The 15,938-nt window shown below is 43.4% G+C and carries 16 protein-coding genes; 3 read left to right on the top strand and 13 right to left on the bottom strand.

Annotation, left to right across the window (positions count from 1 at the left end; genetic code table 11):
- Positions 1 to 4: 4 nt before the first annotated feature.
- Together phoR and QNM18_RS12730 are read left to right on the top strand one after the other, a co-directional pair.
- Positions 5 to 1,333 (top strand): phosphate regulon sensor histidine kinase PhoR, encoded by a 1,329-nt coding sequence (phoR, locus tag QNM18_RS12725; protein WP_211011137.1) that lies wholly within the window; start codon positions 5 to 7, stop codon positions 1,331 to 1,333.
- Between the two features lie 77 nt (positions 1,334 to 1,410).
- Entirely contained in the window at positions 1,411 to 2,379 is a 969-nt protein-coding gene (locus tag QNM18_RS12730; protein WP_211011135.1) for a PstS family phosphate ABC transporter substrate-binding protein, read from the top strand.
- 89 nt (positions 2,380 to 2,468) lie between these two features.
- On the opposite strand, the gene QNM18_RS12735 is transcribed toward QNM18_RS12730, so the two are convergent.
- From QNM18_RS12735 to sfsA, 8 genes are all read right to left on the bottom strand, one after another.
- The gene (locus QNM18_RS12735; RefSeq protein ID WP_348772555.1) at positions 2,469 to 2,705 is read right to left on the bottom strand and encodes a hypothetical protein; all 237 of its coding nucleotides are present in this window, start codon (positions 2,703 to 2,705) and stop codon (positions 2,469 to 2,471) included.
- A 199-nt stretch (positions 2,706 to 2,904) separates the two neighbouring features.
- Positions 2,905 to 3,753 (bottom strand): pantoate--beta-alanine ligase, encoded by an 849-nt coding sequence (gene panC / locus QNM18_RS12740; protein WP_211011131.1) that lies wholly within the window; start codon positions 3,751 to 3,753, stop codon positions 2,905 to 2,907.
- Complete coding sequence (gene panB / locus QNM18_RS12745) at positions 3,753 to 4,547, bottom strand: 3-methyl-2-oxobutanoate hydroxymethyltransferase (protein ID WP_211011129.1); 795 nt, start codon at positions 4,545 to 4,547, stop codon at positions 3,753 to 3,755. The genes panC and panB overlap by 1 nt, the downstream gene beginning before the upstream one ends.
- Positions 4,547 to 5,053, bottom strand: coding sequence for a 2-amino-4-hydroxy-6-hydroxymethyldihydropteridine diphosphokinase (gene folK, locus QNM18_RS12750; RefSeq protein WP_284137428.1), 507 nt, complete (start codon positions 5,051 to 5,053; stop codon positions 4,547 to 4,549). The genes panB and folK overlap by 1 nt, the downstream gene beginning before the upstream one ends.
- The gene (gene pcnB / locus QNM18_RS12755; protein WP_211011458.1) at positions 5,050 to 6,471 is read right to left on the bottom strand and encodes a polynucleotide adenylyltransferase PcnB; all 1,422 of its coding nucleotides are present in this window, start codon (positions 6,469 to 6,471) and stop codon (positions 5,050 to 5,052) included. Before pcnB ends, folK begins: the two co-directional genes overlap by 4 nt.
- A gap of 277 nt (positions 6,472 to 6,748) precedes the next feature.
- Entirely contained in the window at positions 6,749 to 7,714 is a 966-nt protein-coding gene (gene gluQRS, locus QNM18_RS12760; protein WP_284137429.1) for a tRNA glutamyl-Q(34) synthetase GluQRS, read from the bottom strand.
- Positions 7,715 to 7,759: 45 nt separating this feature from the next.
- The gene (dksA, locus tag QNM18_RS12765; protein WP_023399805.1) at positions 7,760 to 8,203 is read right to left on the bottom strand and encodes an RNA polymerase-binding protein DksA; all 444 of its coding nucleotides are present in this window, start codon (positions 8,201 to 8,203) and stop codon (positions 7,760 to 7,762) included.
- Positions 8,204 to 8,366: 163 nt separating this feature from the next.
- The gene (sfsA, locus tag QNM18_RS12770; RefSeq protein WP_211011124.1) at positions 8,367 to 9,074 is read right to left on the bottom strand and encodes a DNA/RNA nuclease SfsA; all 708 of its coding nucleotides are present in this window, start codon (positions 9,072 to 9,074) and stop codon (positions 8,367 to 8,369) included.
- Between the two features lie 82 nt (positions 9,075 to 9,156).
- Between sfsA and pepB the strand changes: the two genes are divergently transcribed.
- Positions 9,157 to 10,452, top strand: coding sequence for an aminopeptidase PepB (pepB, locus tag QNM18_RS12775; protein ID WP_211011122.1), 1,296 nt, complete (start codon positions 9,157 to 9,159; stop codon positions 10,450 to 10,452).
- A 51-nt stretch (positions 10,453 to 10,503) separates the two neighbouring features.
- Here pepB and QNM18_RS12780 read toward each other — a convergent pair whose 3' ends face one another.
- The 5 genes from QNM18_RS12780 to gpmM form a co-directional block, all read right to left on the bottom strand.
- A complete protein-coding gene (locus QNM18_RS12780; RefSeq protein ID WP_023399808.1) occupies positions 10,504 to 10,923 on the bottom strand; it encodes a CBS domain-containing protein in 420 nt (139 codons plus the stop codon).
- A 98-nt stretch (positions 10,924 to 11,021) separates the two neighbouring features.
- The gene (locus QNM18_RS12785; RefSeq protein ID WP_284137430.1) at positions 11,022 to 11,783 is read right to left on the bottom strand and encodes a divergent polysaccharide deacetylase family protein; all 762 of its coding nucleotides are present in this window, start codon (positions 11,781 to 11,783) and stop codon (positions 11,022 to 11,024) included.
- A gap of 115 nt (positions 11,784 to 11,898) precedes the next feature.
- Positions 11,899 to 13,122, bottom strand: coding sequence for a S41 family peptidase (locus QNM18_RS12790; protein ID WP_211011118.1), 1,224 nt, complete (start codon positions 13,120 to 13,122; stop codon positions 11,899 to 11,901).
- A 38-nt stretch (positions 13,123 to 13,160) separates the two neighbouring features.
- The gene (locus QNM18_RS12795; protein WP_211011116.1) at positions 13,161 to 14,306 is read right to left on the bottom strand and encodes a murein hydrolase activator EnvC family protein; all 1,146 of its coding nucleotides are present in this window, start codon (positions 14,304 to 14,306) and stop codon (positions 13,161 to 13,163) included.
- Between the two features lie 2 nt (positions 14,307 to 14,308).
- The gene (gpmM, locus tag QNM18_RS12800) at positions 14,309 to 15,853 is read right to left on the bottom strand and encodes a 2,3-bisphosphoglycerate-independent phosphoglycerate mutase (protein WP_284137431.1); all 1,545 of its coding nucleotides are present in this window, start codon (positions 15,851 to 15,853) and stop codon (positions 14,309 to 14,311) included.
- Positions 15,854 to 15,938 lie beyond the last annotated feature (85 nt).

Genomic DNA, 15,938 nt, shown 5'->3' on the forward strand with positions numbered 1-15,938 from the left:
TTATATGTATAGAGTGATTGATAAACAGGCGTTGTTAAAACGCCTGTTTTTGTATTTTCTGCCTCTTACCCTCATCGGTATTTTACTTGGTGCACCATTTGTATTGTTATTTTTGGGCGCCTCAGTATTGCTTTTTTGGCATTTTAAACAACTGTATAAACTGAGCGACTGGTTGATCAACCAGCGTAGTTTTAACCCGCCAGAAGGATCCGGTGCGTGGGAACAAATTTTTGAAGGGATCTATCATCTTCAACATCGCAATCGTAAAAAGCGCAATGAACTTGCTGCATTGATCCGCCGTTTTCGTGAAGGTGCAGAAGCGGTTCCCGATGCCGTTATCGTGATGCAGCAGGATCTCAGTATTATTTGGTGTAACCAGTTGGCACTTAAGATCTTGGGTTTGCAATGGCCGACAGATCATGGCCAACGTTTAGACAACTTGATCCGCGATCCTAAATTCGTTAAATACATGCAAGATCATGACTTCACCGATCCATTAGAACTTGAAAGTGGTCATAACGCAGAGCGCGTATTAGAGTTTCGTGTTATGCCGTATGCAGAGCAGTTGATGATGGTAGTGCGAGATATATCACGATTGAAAAAGCTAGAGCAAATGCGCAAAGACTTTGTTGCCAATGTATCTCATGAATTGCGTACACCACTCACTGTGGTAACTGGTTACCTCGAAATGATGGAAGGGGATCAGGTGCCACCTCCGGCGATCTGGCAAAAAGCACAGTTGACAATGATCGAGCAGTGTAAGCGTATGGACAGCTTAGTCAATCAGCTGTTATCTTTATCGAGAATTGAAGGAGATAGAGACCAAGCTAACGATAAAGCGGTTAATGTGCCAGGAATGCTGCAATTGATCCACACAGAAGCACGCTCGCTAAATCAAGATAAGCACCACGAGATTGAATTTAATGTTGATGAAACATTGGATATTAAGGGGTGTATTGATGAGCTGCGCAGTGCGTTTTCTAATTTGGTCTTTAATGCTATTCACTATACCAAGCCCAATGGCAAAATTGTGGTCACATGGGGCTTAGACGGTGAGCGTCCGGCATTTTCTGTTACTGACAACGGTGACGGTATAGCGTCAGAGCATATTAATCGTTTGACCGAACGTTTTTACCGTGTTGATAAGGCGCGCAGTCGCAAAACAGGCGGGTCAGGTCTAGGGCTTGCGATCACTAAACATGTGCTGAGTCGACATGACTCGAATTTGGAGATCTCAAGTAAACTGGGTGAAGGGTCGTGCTTTTCTTTCTCTTTTCCAAAGGAAAAACGCATTTTTATGACATCTTCCGAAAGTCATAAAAGTGTCATTTAATGGTAATTTTATTGTAATTTGCTGAGCGCACAATGAGCCTCAGTAATCAAATGGGAAGAACAATTGGAGTGACCCAAATGAAATTTAAAAGCTTAGTTGCCGCAATGGGTGTGGCTGTAACAACATTGGTATCAACGCAAGTTACTGCACTTGACAAACAACTACCAGAGTACAACAAAACCAGCGGTATCTCGGGTAACTTTTCATCTGTGGGTTCAGATACACTAGCGAACATGATGACGTTTTGGGCTGAAGAGTACAAGCGTATTTACCCTAACGTAAATATTCAGATCCAAGCTGCTGGTTCTTCAACTGCGCCTCCAGCTTTAACTGAAGCGACAGCAAACTTTGGCCCAATGAGCCGTAAAATGAAGTCGAAAGAGATTGAAGCATTTGAAAAGCGTTATGGTTACAAACCGACTGAAGTACGCGTTGCAATCGATGCCTTAGCTGTATTCGTACATAAAGACAACCCAATTAAAGGTCTTCGTATTGACCAAGTTGACTCTATTTTCTCTTCTACACGTAAGTGTGGTGGCGATAAGCAAGTTAATCGTTGGAGTGATGTTGGCCTAAATGGCGACTGGGCGGCAAAAGATATTCAGCTTTATGGCCGTAACTCTGTGTCAGGTACATATGGTTATTTCAAGAAAAAAGCACTGTGTAAAGGTGACTTCAGAAACAACGTAAACGAGCAGCCAGGTTCTGCATCTGTTGTACAGTCTATCTCTTCATCTGTGAATGCAATCGGTTACTCAGGTATCGGTTATAAGACGTCAGGTGTACGTACTGTACCACTGACTAAGAAAGGTGAAAACTTTGTAGATGCAACATTAGAAAACGTAGCAGCAGGTAGATATCCTCTATCTCGTTTCCTATACGTTTACGTGAATAAGCACCCAAATAAACCACTTTCTCCAATCGAAGCGGAATTCTTGAAGATGGTACTATCTAAAGAAGGTCAAAAAATTGTAGAAAAAGACGGTTATGTACCATTGACGAACAGAATGGCAAGCCGTGAGCTTAAGAAGCTAGGTCTTCTATAACTCATTTATAAAAATAAAAAAGCCGCTCATATGAGCGGCTTTTTTATTTTTACATATCTACAACTCAGGGCTGAGTTTCATTTAATACATCAGTATTGTGCGGTGCGAATTTTCGTTAGCTCTTCAACTTGCGCTTTGCAGTTATTATAACGTTCAATGCATTCACCGCTGCATATCTGTCTCGTCATGGTTTGTTCGGTAGAGCTAAGTGAGCAGTTTTGTTCACACTGAAAGTTTTGTTGAGCACATTGAGTGAGCTCAGGTGAGTTTTGTTGATTACTACAAGCGACTAAAGTAACCAAAAACAATGGCAGCGCAAATCTCATAGTCATTCCTATTATTCTGCAGATAGAGAGTAAAATGTATGATTTTAATGTTTTAGTACAATGTTAAACTTAGCATATATTTATAATGGACTGTGGGGAAAGGGCGGTATTATTATGGCTTTTCTTGATACTACACTGATAAAAAATACCCTTTGGGTACAAAAAACGCCCTCAACGGGCGCTTCTTTTAGCTCTCAGGTTAATTAACAACTTGAATGTTGTCTATCAACCTGACACTTCCTAAAAATGCAGCTGCTAATACGACAAAGGCTTCGTCGCTTTGCTGTGCTGGCTTGAGTGTATCTCTATGTGCAATCGAAAAGTAGTCAGGTTTGAGGCCTGCTTGCGCTAACTCAGATTTAGCTTCACTTTCCAAACTATCAAATTGTCGCTCGCCTGATTTCAGTGCGGTAGCGGTTTGTGACAATACTTTGTAAAGCACTTTAGCGACGTCTTTTTCTTGTTCAGATAGGTAGCCGTTACGCGAACTCATAGCCAGACCTGTCACTTCCCTTTGTGTTGGCACGCCTATAATTTCAATCGGCATAGACAAGTCGTGCACCATGGTTTTAATAACTTGCAACTGTTGGTAATCTTTTTCGCCAAAACAAGCAAAGTCCGGTTGAACCAAGTTAAACAGCTTAGTTACCACCGTAGCAACACCTCTAAAATGTCCTTCACGCGCACCACCACAATAACCTTCAGAAACACCGGGTACATCGACAAAGCTTTGTGTTGCTAGTCCATTTGGGTAAATTGTTTCAACACTGGGTGTGAAAACAATATCAGTGCCAAGCTCTGCAAGCCCTTGTTTGTCTTGAACAAGCGTTCTTGGGTAGCTATCTAAATCTTCATTTTTCCCAAATTGCATTGGGTTAACAAAAATACTGACTACGACTTTATCCGCCAGCGTCTTGGCCTTTTCAACTAAAGAAAAATGACCTTGGTGCAGGTTGCCCATTGTGGGCACAAAGGCAATACTGTGCCCTTGTTGACGCCAAGCTTTAATTTGACTGCGTAATGACTTTATTTCAGTGATTGATTGCATTAGTTAAACTCGTGTTCTGTACCTGGGAATGCGCCTGATTTAACATCGTCACAGAACTTTTTAACAGCGTCTTGCATATTGCCTGTTTCTGCTAAAAAGTTTTTAGAAAATTTAGGAATATAGCCAGCTGAAATACCAACTAGATCGTGCATAACGAGGATTTGACCATCCACTTCTTTACCTGCGCCAATGCCAATAACAGGAATATTGACCGCTTCAGTTATGCGCTTAGCTAGGTTAGAAGGGATACATTCAATGACCAACATCTGTGCACCAGCAGATTCAAGGGCTTGTGCATCTGCAATCATTTGCAATGCTTGTTGCTCTTCGCGACCTTGGATCTTAAAGCCGCCAAAGACGTGTACCGATTGTGGTGTAAGGCCTAAGTGACCACACACAGGGATCCCTTGCTGTGTAAGTAGTTTAATTGATTCCGTTAACCAAGTACCGCCTTCTAGCTTGACCATATTGGCACCACTACGCATAAGTGTTGCAGCATTTTCGCAGGCTTGTGCTGGGTTTGAATAACTCATAAATGGCATATCGGCTACGACAAACAGATCTCTACTGCCAGCTCTTACACTGCGAGTGTGATAGGCAATTTCTTCTGTGGTTACGCTGAGTGTATCATCAGCACCTTGCAATACCATACCTAATGAGTCACCAACTAAAACCACATCAACGCCATTGTCATAAAAAAGCTTCGCAAAGCTGGCATCGTATGCCGTTAATGCTGTGATTTTTTCACCTTGTTGTTTTTTCTTTGCCAAGGTTGAAACCGAAACTTTTGCCATTAATGTGTCTCCTTTGTATCTGTGTTAGGCAGCGCTGTTAAGCCATTTTTTGGCAACTTATCAGCCACACTTTTAAGTGTTGTTCCATCGGGTAATTGAAGTTGAGGTGCTATTTCCATCAAGGGGAATACCACGAACTCTCTTTCACATAGGCCATAATGAGGTACTGTTAAACGCTGAGTGGCAATGCTTTCTTCATTAAACAAGAGGATATCTAAATCCAGAGTTCTGGGGCCCCACCGTTCGTCTTTGCGCACTCTACCTTGGCGTAATTCAATCTCTTGAAGCTGGTCTAAAAGTGCTTCGGGTTTAAGTGATGTTGAAAACCTTGCGACGGCGTTAACATAGTCTGGTTGGTCCTGAGGGCCCATTGGTTTTGAACTATAAAAACTCGATACAACCAGATCGTTGAAATCTGGATGTGTTTTCAAGGCATTTACAGCCTGAGTTAACTGCGCTTGGGGGTCGACTAAATTCGCCCCAAGCCCGATATACACTATATTCATGAATCTTGCTTTGGTTTTCTACGAGGCTTATTACGATAACGGCGTTTTGGACGATCTTTTTGGCCAAGGTTTTTGACCATTTCTTTTTGCCCGCCGACATCTTGTTTAAGGTATTCTGTCCACCAATCAGCTAGCGCCTGTTGGTCGGATTCGCCACTTTCAACACGCAACAGTAAAAAGTCATACGAGGCCTTAAACTTAGGTTGAAGGCTCAGACGGTAAGCTCGTTGACCACTGCGTCTATCTAAACGTTGCTGAATATGCCAAATATCACGAGCGCCCAATGTAAACCGTTTTGGAACGGCAACACGTTGTGCATTTTCGCTTAGTACCTGACTGATGGCTTGCATGAACGCGTCGTATTCTGAAATGCCTTGTTGTTCTAACAATGCCGCGCGTTTGCGCAATGGGAACCACAGTAAGGCAGCGTAAATAAACGCAGGAGTTACCTTTTTGTTGTTATTTATACGGGCATCTGTGTTAGCAAACATTTGCTGGATAAAACGTTTTTCAAACTCACTGTCCTCTTGTGCCAAAATTTCTTCGAGTGTTGGAAACAGCTGTTTAAAGAGGCCTAACTCTCTGAGCATTAAAAAGTTGGCTTCTGCTTTACCACCTAAAAACAGCTTGAGGGTTTCTTCAAACAATCTTGCTGGTGGAATATTCCCAAGCAGCGGTGATAATTCAGTGATTGGAGTGAGCGTAGCTGGCGCAATTTCCATATCTAATTTGGTAGCAAAGCGAACCGCACGCAGCATACGGACAGGATCTTCACGATAACGGGTTTCTGGATCACCGATTAGCTCAATCCGTCTTGCCTTTATGGCTTCAATGCCGCCGGCAAAATCGCGAACACCAAAATCATTGACTGAGTAATATAAAGCGTTGATAGAGAAGTCTCTGCGCTGAGCATCTTCTTCAATGGTGCCATAGACATTATCGCGCAGTAATTGCCCCTGTTCACTTGCCTTACTTGTCGGATCATCTTCACCATTTGATAGGTGATGGCCGCGCATTGTCGCAACTTCGATAACTTCACGCCCGAATACAATGTGGGCAAGTCTGAAGCGACGACCGATAAGTCGGCAATTTCTAAATAGGCGTTTAACTTCCTCAGGTGTTGCGTTTGTGACAACGTCAAAGTCTTTTGGCTCAATCCCTAACAAAATATCCCGAATACAACCACCGACAAGGTAAGCGTCATAGCCGCCATCTTTTAATCGATATAACACTTTGATTGCATTGGGGCTAAATTGTTTTCGTGAGATATTGTGCTCACTACGCGGGATGATTTGAGGTGTTAATTTTGCCTCAACTATCCCTTTAGTTTGCTTGGCGCCAACAATTTGCCTACACAACTTGAATATTTTAGAAATAATAACCACTCTCCTACTACTTTGAGTCCCCACCCGCAGCATCATTTGTACAGATTTTTTTTGCTCGCACTATGCTTTATTTTTTCTAAAGTGTAGGCGAGATCATAAGGCTCGCTATCATATACTCAAATGTACTGAAATTGAAGTTTCAGACGTGAATTAGCGATTAAATTTTCAACCAAATAACGCGCTAAGAGTTGTAACATTGTCACGTCGAGTTATTTTCATAACATCAACAACCAATCTCAAGACATCCTCGCGACACTGGGCACTTTATTCAGTGTTTTATATGCCTGTAGTTTTAACTGAATAGTTAGAGCTACAGCGGCGTGAATTGGTAGTCTGTTGAACTGAGTTGTATGACCTGAATTTCTTTATTTTTGGGTAACTTTACATCATGGTATACAGCTGTAGCCCATGTGAGTAATTCGGTAACATCATCGATTTGATGTAGTTCAATTTTATCGAAGCCCAAAAATCCAAGTGCTGCTTTAAGTGCAGGTAAGGGGGCATTGTTGTCAATGGCTGGGGCATAGTTTTGCTTGGATAACTTGAATCCAGGCTGTGCGACAGCGAGCGGAACATGCATGTAGTGTGGTGGCTTTTTTGCAAGTTGTTGAAACAGACTAAGTTGTCTGGCAGTCGGTTCTAGCAGATCAGCACCGCGCACAACATGGCTGATTTGTTGTTCTATATCATCCACAACCACTACAAGTTGATAGGCGTACAGGCCATCTCGTCGCTTTACGATGTAGTCTTCTTGCGCGACTTGGTCTGGTATGACTACATGTCCCTGTAAAGCATCTTCAAATTGATAGATAGGGAAATTTTGTTTTAGGCGTAACGCGTTGTTTTCAAAAACATGGCTGGCCGTGCGACAATGGTTATCATAAAAACCTCCACGCTGTTTGATTTGCTTACGGGTGCAGGCACACGCGTAGACATCACCAGTTGAAGCGAGGGAGTGGAGCACCTCGTGATATAACTTGTGCCTTTGGCTTTGATAAATTACCTCACCATCCCAGTGTAACCCATAAGCTTCAAGGGTGGTTAAAATGGCATCTGCCGCACCACTAACAACACGTGGTGTGTCAATGTCTTCCATTCGAACTAGCCATTGCCCCTGGTTGGCTTTGGCATCAAGGTAACTGGTAAGTGCCGCAATTAACGACCCAAAATGTAGAGGTCCTGACGGGGAGGGCGCAAAGCGCCCACGATAAACAGAAGACGCACCCAGAGCATGTAAGCTATCCTGCTCTGGGTCTTTTTTTTGTGGGGTCTGCATAACTGGTGAGCTTAACCTATCGTTTTTACAGGTTTATACTCGGTTTTAACCTCGACCCTGCTGTTTTTCTTTGATTTCAGCAAGTGTTTTACAATCCACGCACAAATCTGCGGTAGGACGTGCTTCTAAGCGACGAATGCCAATCTCAATGCCACATGAATTACAGAAACCAAAGTCATCTTCTTCAATCAGCTGTAGTGTCTTTTCAATTTTCTTGATCAGCTTACGCTCTCGGTCACGTGTACGCAGTTCAAGAGAAAACTCTTCTTCTTGCGCTGCACGGTCGACAGGATCAGGGAAATTTGCCGCTTCATCTTGCATGTGGTTCATGGTGCGATCAACTTCATTACGAAGATCGTTACGCCACGCTTCTAATATTTTTTTGAAATGAGCTAGCTGCGCCTCGCCCATGTATTCTTCGCCCGGCTTTTCTTGGTAAGGTTCTAAACCGGCCTGAGCCAATAACCCTAGTTTTTTCTGGTCTGGCATAGCATTCTCCTAAATCCTTAATAAACAACCCCAGCTAACGCCGGCGGCTATAAATAGCAAAATCTTCAACCCTTAGCAAACACTTTTTGCTTCGTCCCTGTTCTAAAACAAGCCGTTGGAGTGAAGTTTTAACGGCAGATATATGAGGGTGAAGTTTTTTTTTTCAAGTATCTAGTACAGATACTTGTTTAATAACCTTGACCTCACTTGGGGTAACTTGTGCTTTATATGCATATATTTCAACCCCTTCGCTTTTAGCCTCAGCCAGTAATTGGGCATATTTTTTATCTATGTGCTCAGCTGCTTTGACTGATTCAATGCCGTTGTGCATAACAATAAATAATAGCACGGCGCGTTGGTGATTATTTTTTATATGTATCAACTCTCTGAGGTGTTTCTGCCCTCTAGTTGTTTCGGTATCAGGAAAGTAGCCTTGGTCACCTTCTAACAGAGTGACGGATTTGACCTCAACATAACAATTGGGCTGTTGAGGTGAAGAGAGTAATATATCAATGCGGCTATTTTCATTGCCATACTTTACTTCGCTGGCGATATTGTCATAGCCATTCAACTGTGAAATATCCCCGGCTTGAATCGCTTCATAGGCTACTTTATTCGCTATACCAGTATTGACACAAATGAGGTTGCCTTGACCATCTTCGGTTAACTCAAGTGAATGTGCATACTTGCGCTTTTTATTGTCGCTGGTGGAGTAATAGGCTTTAAAGCCACTGTCGGCACAACCTGTCATCTTGCCAGTGTTTGCACAATGTACGGTAAACGTTTCACCATCTTCTTTGTGCAAGTCGACTAAAAATCGTTTATAGCGTTTGAGCAAAGTAGCGCTTTGAAGTTGGGATGAAAATTTCATAGTTTAGTCGCATTCGTTTTGGGGCTCGGTGATTGCTAGTGTACACTGACTAGAATCTACAAGCGTAAGAGTGAAAACCTATATGTCTGATAAATTTATTGTTCGCTTAAGTGAACAAGCTCCTGCTGCACATTGGGGCAACAATGCATCACTGTCTTTTGACGAGCAAGGTGCAACCATTCATTTAACTGAGCAAGAAACCCTAAAGCATATTCAAAAAGCGGCTCGTAGCCTAGCACAACAGGGGATCCCTGCGGTAGCGTTAAGTGGTGAAGCTTGGTGTACAGAATCACAATGGGCTTTTTATCAGGGCTTTGTTAGTCCTAAACAGCTTGATCCAGTTGCTTTTGTTGAAAATGCACAATCAGATTTAAATGAGTTACAGGCGTTGAAGCAATCAGCAACTTGGATGCGCCAAATGATCAATGGTACAGCTGAAGATATTTACCCAGAAAGTTTAGCGGGTAAGGCCGCTGAGTTTATTCAGTCTTTAGCACCAGAGCACGTCAGCTATCAAATAATCAAAGGCGATGCATTACTAGAACATCAATGGATTGGGATCCATGAAGTAGGCCGTGGTAGTGAAAGAGCACCAGTACTACTTGAGTTAGACTTTAACCCGACAGGTGACGAAGATGCGCCAGTTAGCGCAGCGCTTGTTGGTAAAGGCATTACTTTTGACTCGGGTGGTTATTCAATCAAGCCGAGCGAAGGGATGTTGACCATGAAATGCGACATGGGCGGTGCTGCAACAGTCACTGCTGGTCTTGCATTGGCAATCCAACGTGGTATTGATAAGCGTATTAAATTGTTCTTGTGTTGTGCGGAAAACCTTATTTCAGGTCATGCATATAAACTAGGCGATATTTTAACGTATAAAAATGGCACGACAGTTGAAATCGTGAATACGGATGCCGAAGGTCGCCTTGTACTTGCTGATGGTCTAATGGCGGCTGGTGAAACTGGTGCGCCTTTGATCATTGATGCTGCAACACTAACTGGTGCTGCATTAATGGCGGTAGGTCAAGAGTACAATGCTTTATTTGGTCTTGATAAAGAGCTAGTTGGTGAGGTTCAGCAGTTTGCAAGTGAAGAGTTCGAAGCTGCTTGGCCATTACCTCTTGAAAAATGGCACCAAAATAATTGTCCTTCTGCTTACGCAGACACTGCAAATAGCCGAGCTCAAAAGGGTGGTGGTTTTGGCGGTGCATCTAATGCCGCTGGTTTCTTATCGCGCTTTGTGCCAAATGAAGGACAAGGTTGGGTGCACATAGACCTAGCTGGTTGCTTCCAAAATAATGCGGGTGCTCAGTGGGCGTCAGGTGCGACGACAATGGGTATGCGAACAGTTGCTCGTACACTAATTGCAAAAGTGTAACCCATAAAGAAAAGCCTCTTTCGAGAGGCTTTTAACTCGTCTGCGGGTAATTTAAGAAAGCAAAGCTGCTGCGAGGCGAACAAAATCAGATGAGGTTAATATCCCCAGTAATTTATTGTTTTCGTCAACCACAGGCATGCAGCCATGACGGTTTTCGACAAAGTAAGTAACAACTTCATGTAAGCTCTGCTGCGGTGTTACGCTGGCAAAGTCCTGCGCCATGGCATCACTGACTTTTTCCTGCTTTTCTTTTCGCTCTAATGCCAAGTTACCGTAAGTAGATAAAATACTCATCACTTTGGCTATCATGATTTTTTGGGTCAACATGCCCACCAAATGACCTTCTTCATCGATCACGGGAATATGACGAATATTTTTTTCGCGCATTAAGTTGTGTGCATCGTGCAGGGTATGTGACGACTTAACAGCGAGTGGATCTGGGGTCATCAACTGTTCAACAGTATGCAGCATAATATTTTCCTGTAAGTGAACCTTACTAGTAGGTATAACTGAAAATGGCTTAATTTTCCTGTGGCTAGATCAACAAAATTTATATCAGAATGCGATTTTTATGGACTCAATGCTGATGTGTTTTGCAGTGCAGCTAGACGAATATATTTATTCTCTACTAGGGTAGAGAGCGGCACAAGTTCGAAGCCTTGATCTTGCAAATCTCGCAGGGCATCACGTAAAAACCGTTGAGTTTTTGGATAAGGATGAGCAATACCTATCGCATATCCCTGTTGTGTGGCAATCGTTTTGAGTTGATTGAGCTGTAATTCTAACTGCTTACTTTCAAGTTCGTTGTCCAAGAATACATGTCTGGCGATATTGTTGACTCCATAGATGTTCGCTACTGTTTGCGCCTGACTATAGGGTGTGGTGCGGCTGTCCAAAAAGTACAGAGACCGCTTTTTGAGAATTTCCATTGTCCATTTCATGGGCTCATCATGTTGTGTCAGCGCTGAACCCATATGATTATTTACACCTTTCACATGAGGCAAGCTAGAAAGAGCATGTCCAAGTGTTTTTTGTAATTGCCACTTTTGCATGTCCAAAGTCAGCCCGCCTGGTCCTAATGTTTTATTATCTAAAGACTGCATGGGAATATGTAGGATCAGCTCTTTGTTTTTTAATGCAGCTTGGTAAGCAAAATGCTGGGAGAATGGCGTATGGGGTAAAAGCGCATAAGTTAGCTCACCCGGTAAATTTAGAAATTCCAGATCTCGTTGGTGGTTGCCAATATCGTCTATCACAATCGCAATTTGTTTGGCATCACAAACAAATGCTACTAGACAAATAAATGTCGTAACTAATTGTATTAAGCGCACAAAATTAAATCACAGTTCTATTGTTATGTTTTATGTTGGTCGATACATTATGTTCGACGCTTTTATCATCTAACCTAGCATGTTTTTTATACCGATAAAAGCGTCTAATTTTTCATTAGTTTACTGTAGGTTGCTGTTTTGTCACTAGTTGACGGGCAGCATGCCAGTGTTGCTCAAGCCGCGAGTACAGGTCTCTGTTGGCTTTGTCATTGCTCATTATAGCCGTTTTATTTAGGCTCGATAGGGTGTTTTTACTGTATTCAATATCAGGTTTTATCCCTGTGCCTTCAATCGATTGTCCCGATGGCGTGTAGTAGCGAGCGGTGGTTAGTTTTAGGGCGCTGGTACCATTACCTATGGGGATCAAAGACTGCACCGAGCCCTTACCGAATGACCCCTGTCCTAATATCAAAGCGCGTTTATTGTCTTGTAAAGCGCCGGCTAAAATCTCAGCTGCCGAGGCGGACTGTTTGTTAATTAATACCAAGATGGGGGCACCGTTTAAAATATCGCCTTGCACAGCATAAAACTTTTGATTTGCATCGAAAAATCGCCCTTTGGTTGTGACAATTATACCGCTTTGTAAAAACAGATCAGATATCGCGACCGCGCTGTTGAGCGTGCCACCTGGGTTGTCACGTAGATCAATGATTAGACCTTTTAAAGAAAGGCCATTGTGCGCGAACAGCATGTTGATATGTCTGGCAACATCATGGTAGCTGTGATTATTAAATGAAGAGATAGAGATATAACCAATGTCTCCGTTGAGCAGTTTGCTGGTGACACTCTCCAAGGTTATCTCTTGACGCCGCAGCGCTAAGGTAACATGTGCTTCAGCGCGCTCGACCGTGATATGAATGATCGATAGTTTTGCTTCTCTTAGTAACTTTGAGACTTCTGAAATACTTTTATTGGTGACATCATGTGTGTTAACCGCAACTAATTTATCCCCCCCCTCAATGCCAGCTTGCTCCGCAGGCGAACCGGGTAACGTATCGACAATAACAATGCGGTTTTCAATCTCTTCTACTTCAATGCCTATCCCGGTATAGCGGCCATTGGTCGCACTAAAAAGAGTTTCTAGCTCGTGTTCATTTAAATATTTAGAATAGGGGTCTAGCTGCTCGAAAAGCTCGTTGAAGTTGTGTTGTTTAATGTGTGAAGTGGGAACTTCTTCAACGTAGTAAGTTTGAATATGGTATAAAATTTCTTCCATATGGGCATGGCTAATTTGCTTGGCCTGCACATTGGATAATAAAAAGGAAAGTAGTATCGCGCATAAAACTAAAAGCGCTCGTTTTTGAAAATCGGGCGGGGAAATAGAGACGAAGTATTTCATATGCTGCTCCTAGTGACGGGGCAGCATAGGTTATTCATTTAACTTGATCTGCACCACTTAACTGGATTCACAGCGCTTCCTTTATGCCGTATCTCGAAGTATAGTCCAGGATTTTGTTGTCCGCCGCTTTGTCCGACTAATGCGATAGGATCTCCCGGGTTGACGTGATCACCCACATCTCTTAGTAGGGTTTGGGCGTGCCCATATAGGCTCATAAATCCTTTGCCGTGATCAAGCACTATGACCCAGCCGAAGCCGTTGAGCCAGTCAGCATAGACCACATGCCCCGGCGCAACGCTGTTTACTTCAGTGCCTGTTTGGCCCGCAATTACGACGCCTTTCCAGTTCATTCCTACATGTTTTCGCTGGCCAAATCGTTTCTTGAGTTTGCCCGACAGTGGCCAAGCTAGCTTGCCTTTTAGGCGCTGCAAGCCATCTAGCTGGGCAATAAAAACTTCTTCTGACGGCGCTTGTACTTCAGCTAATGCTTCCAGCGTGGTTTTTAGTGTGGATTCATTTTCTTCTAAGTAGGCAATCGCAGACTGGGTTTTGGACAATTTGTCGTTGAGCTTGCGCAAGTGTGTTTGGCGCTGCTGTTGTGCAAGCTGTAAATCATTTTGTCTGATCTGTTGTTGCTCAAGCAGTGCGACCAACTGTTGTTGTGATTTGGTCAATGCCTGTTGGTTTTTTTCTAGTTCAATAAAGACAGTCTTAAGGTCTTCTAATTGGTTTATTCGCGCTTTATTGAAATAGTCGTAGTAGCTAATTGTACGTTCCAGTGCTGATGTTTTTTGCTGGTTGAGCAACATCTTGGAGTAATCATGGCTACCTGTAACATAAGCACTTTTAAGTTGGGCTGCTAGCAGTTTTTGCAGCTTATGCTTGCGACGATTTAACTGTGAGCCTTCTCGTTCGAGTGCATATTGCTGTTGTTTGTTCTCGCTGATCCCCTGTTGTGTTAAGGTCAGGGCTTTTGCGCTGCGTGCTATTTCAAGCTCAAAAGATTGCAAACGTTGTTTAAGCGCACTGAAGGACGCTTTTTGCTCTTGATAGGCCGCTTGACTTTTTTTTAGTTCAGCCTGAACGGCAGCCAAATCTGCTTTGGTTTGTGACTCATTGGCCTCGACATGTGTCGAAGCCAATGAAATCAACAGTGCAAAGCCGGTAAGTGCGCCTCGTACCATATTTACTTAAGACGCATAATTGGCGAGCCTGTCATCTCTGCTGGCTGCTCTAAACCCATTAGGTGTAGCATTGTTGGTGCTACGTCACTTAACGTTTTGTTTGCCTGAGGTTCTGCGTCACGACCAACATAAATAAACGGAACTGGCTCGCTAGTATGTGCTGTGTGTGCTTGGCCTGAGTTAGGGTCTTGCATTTGCTCTGCATTACCGTGGTCAGCTGTTATAAGCGCTTCACCGCCATGCTCTTTCAATGCTGCGACAACGCGACCAATACAATTATCAACAGCTTCACACGCTTTAACCGCTGCTTCAAAAACACCCGAGTGGCCAACCATATCGCCGTTTGGATAATTACAAATAATGGCGTCAAATTCACCGCTTTGAATGGCGTCAATTAGCTTGTCGGTAAGCATCTCTGAGTTCATTTCAGGCTGTAGATCGTATGTGGCAACTTGAGGTGAAGGAATAAGCTCTCGCTTTTCACCATCGAATAAGTCTTCGCGTCCGCCGCTGAAGAAAAAGGTAACGTGTGCGTATTTTTCGGTTTCAGAGATACGTAGTTGAGTTTTATTGTGTTTGGCAAGCCACTCACCTAAAACGTTATTTAGTTTTTCAGGTGCAAAAGCTATGGGTGCATCAATGTCAGCTGCGTACTCGGTCATCATTACAAAGCTGCTAAGCTCAGGAGCCTTCTTTTTCTCAAAGCCGTTAAATTCGGCATCAACAAACGCGCGGGTCATTTGTCTTGCTCGGTCGGCTCTGAAGTTTAAGAACAAAATCGCATCGCCGTCGTTGATTTGTGCTGCTTGTTGGCCCGTAGGTACAATCGTTGTGGCTTTGACAAACTCGTCATTTTCATCTCGCTGATAAGCGGCTTCAAGGGCTTCAACCCCATCAGCAAAGGTAAACTCTGCTTCACCACAGACCATTAGATTGTATGCCTGCTCGACACGTTCCCAACGGTTATCTCTGTCCATAGCGTAGTAGCGACCTACAATAGAGGCTAATCGGCCAGTACCGAGTGTTTTAAACAAATCTTGAATGCGCTCAATGGATGCTTGGGCACTGCGTGGCGGTGTATCACGGCCGTCCAAGAATGCGTGGAAATAAACCTCTTTGGCACCGCGTTGCGCAGCAAGTTCGATACTTGCGACAATGTGGTCTTCATGACTGTGTACACCACCTGGGCTCAATAAGCCCATTAAGTGCACTGCTTTATTGTGTGCTATAGCATCGTCAATGCTTTTTACCAGCGTGGGGTTATGTGCAAATTCACCATCGTCGATGGCTTTGGTAATACGTGTAAAGTCTTGATAGACGATACGACCAGCACCCAAATTAACATGTCCTACTTCAGAGTTCCCCATTTGACCATCAGGCAAACCGACATCTAATCCAGACCCAGAAATAAGCGTCTTTGGTTGTGATTGCCACAGCTCATCAAGTACAGGCGTATTAGCTGCGAGGATAGCGTTACTTTGTGTTTCTTCTCTATATCCCCAGCCATCTAAAATCATAAGTACCAGTGGTTTTTTCTTCGTAGTCATTTGGGCTCCTGAAAAATGCACGATAGATGGCGCATAGAATACCTTGTTTAGCGCGAAAATTCAGCCCTGTGCTGGTGATTTATGT

This window comes from Pseudoalteromonas obscura (genome assembly GCF_030135505.1).
Lineage (GTDB): Bacteria > Pseudomonadota > Gammaproteobacteria > Enterobacterales > Alteromonadaceae > Pseudoalteromonas > Pseudoalteromonas obscura.

Coding starts and splice junctions, on each gene's coding strand:
- dksA (WP_023399805.1), bottom strand. CDS start 8,203: ATGCCAGACCAGAAAAAACTAGGGTTATTGGCTCAGGCCGGTTTAGAA.
- pcnB (WP_211011458.1), bottom strand. CDS start 6,471: ATGCTGCGGGTGGGGACTCAAAGTAGTAGGAGAGTGGTTATTATTTCT.
- panB (WP_211011129.1), bottom strand. CDS start 4,547: ATGGCAAAAGTTTCGGTTTCAACCTTGGCAAAGAAAAAACAACAAGGT.
- pepB (WP_211011122.1), top strand. CDS start 9,157: ATGTCTGATAAATTTATTGTTCGCTTAAGTGAACAAGCTCCTGCTGCA.
- QNM18_RS12795 (WP_211011116.1), bottom strand. CDS start 14,306: ATGGTACGAGGCGCACTTACCGGCTTTGCACTGTTGATTTCATTGGCT.
- gluQRS (WP_284137429.1), bottom strand. CDS start 7,714: ATGCAGACCCCACAAAAAAAAGACCCAGAGCAGGATAGCTTACATGCT.
- folK (WP_284137428.1), bottom strand. CDS start 5,053: ATGAATATAGTGTATATCGGGCTTGGGGCGAATTTAGTCGACCCCCAA.
- QNM18_RS12780 (WP_023399808.1), bottom strand. CDS start 10,923: ATGCTGCATACTGTTGAACAGTTGATGACCCCAGATCCACTCGCTGTT.
- QNM18_RS12730 (WP_211011135.1), top strand. CDS start 1,411: ATGAAATTTAAAAGCTTAGTTGCCGCAATGGGTGTGGCTGTAACAACA.
- QNM18_RS12790 (WP_211011118.1), bottom strand. CDS start 13,122: ATGAAATACTTCGTCTCTATTTCCCCGCCCGATTTTCAAAAACGAGCG.
- QNM18_RS12735 (WP_348772555.1), bottom strand. CDS start 2,705: ATGAGATTTGCGCTGCCATTGTTTTTGGTTACTTTAGTCGCTTGTAGT.
- sfsA (WP_211011124.1), bottom strand. CDS start 9,074: ATGAAATTTTCATCCCAACTTCAAAGCGCTACTTTGCTCAAACGCTAT.
- panC (WP_211011131.1), bottom strand. CDS start 3,753: ATGCAATCAATCACTGAAATAAAGTCATTACGCAGTCAAATTAAAGCT.
- phoR (WP_211011137.1), top strand. CDS start 5: ATGTATAGAGTGATTGATAAACAGGCGTTGTTAAAACGCCTGTTTTTG.
- gpmM (WP_284137431.1), bottom strand. CDS start 15,853: ATGACTACGAAGAAAAAACCACTGGTACTTATGATTTTAGATGGCTGG.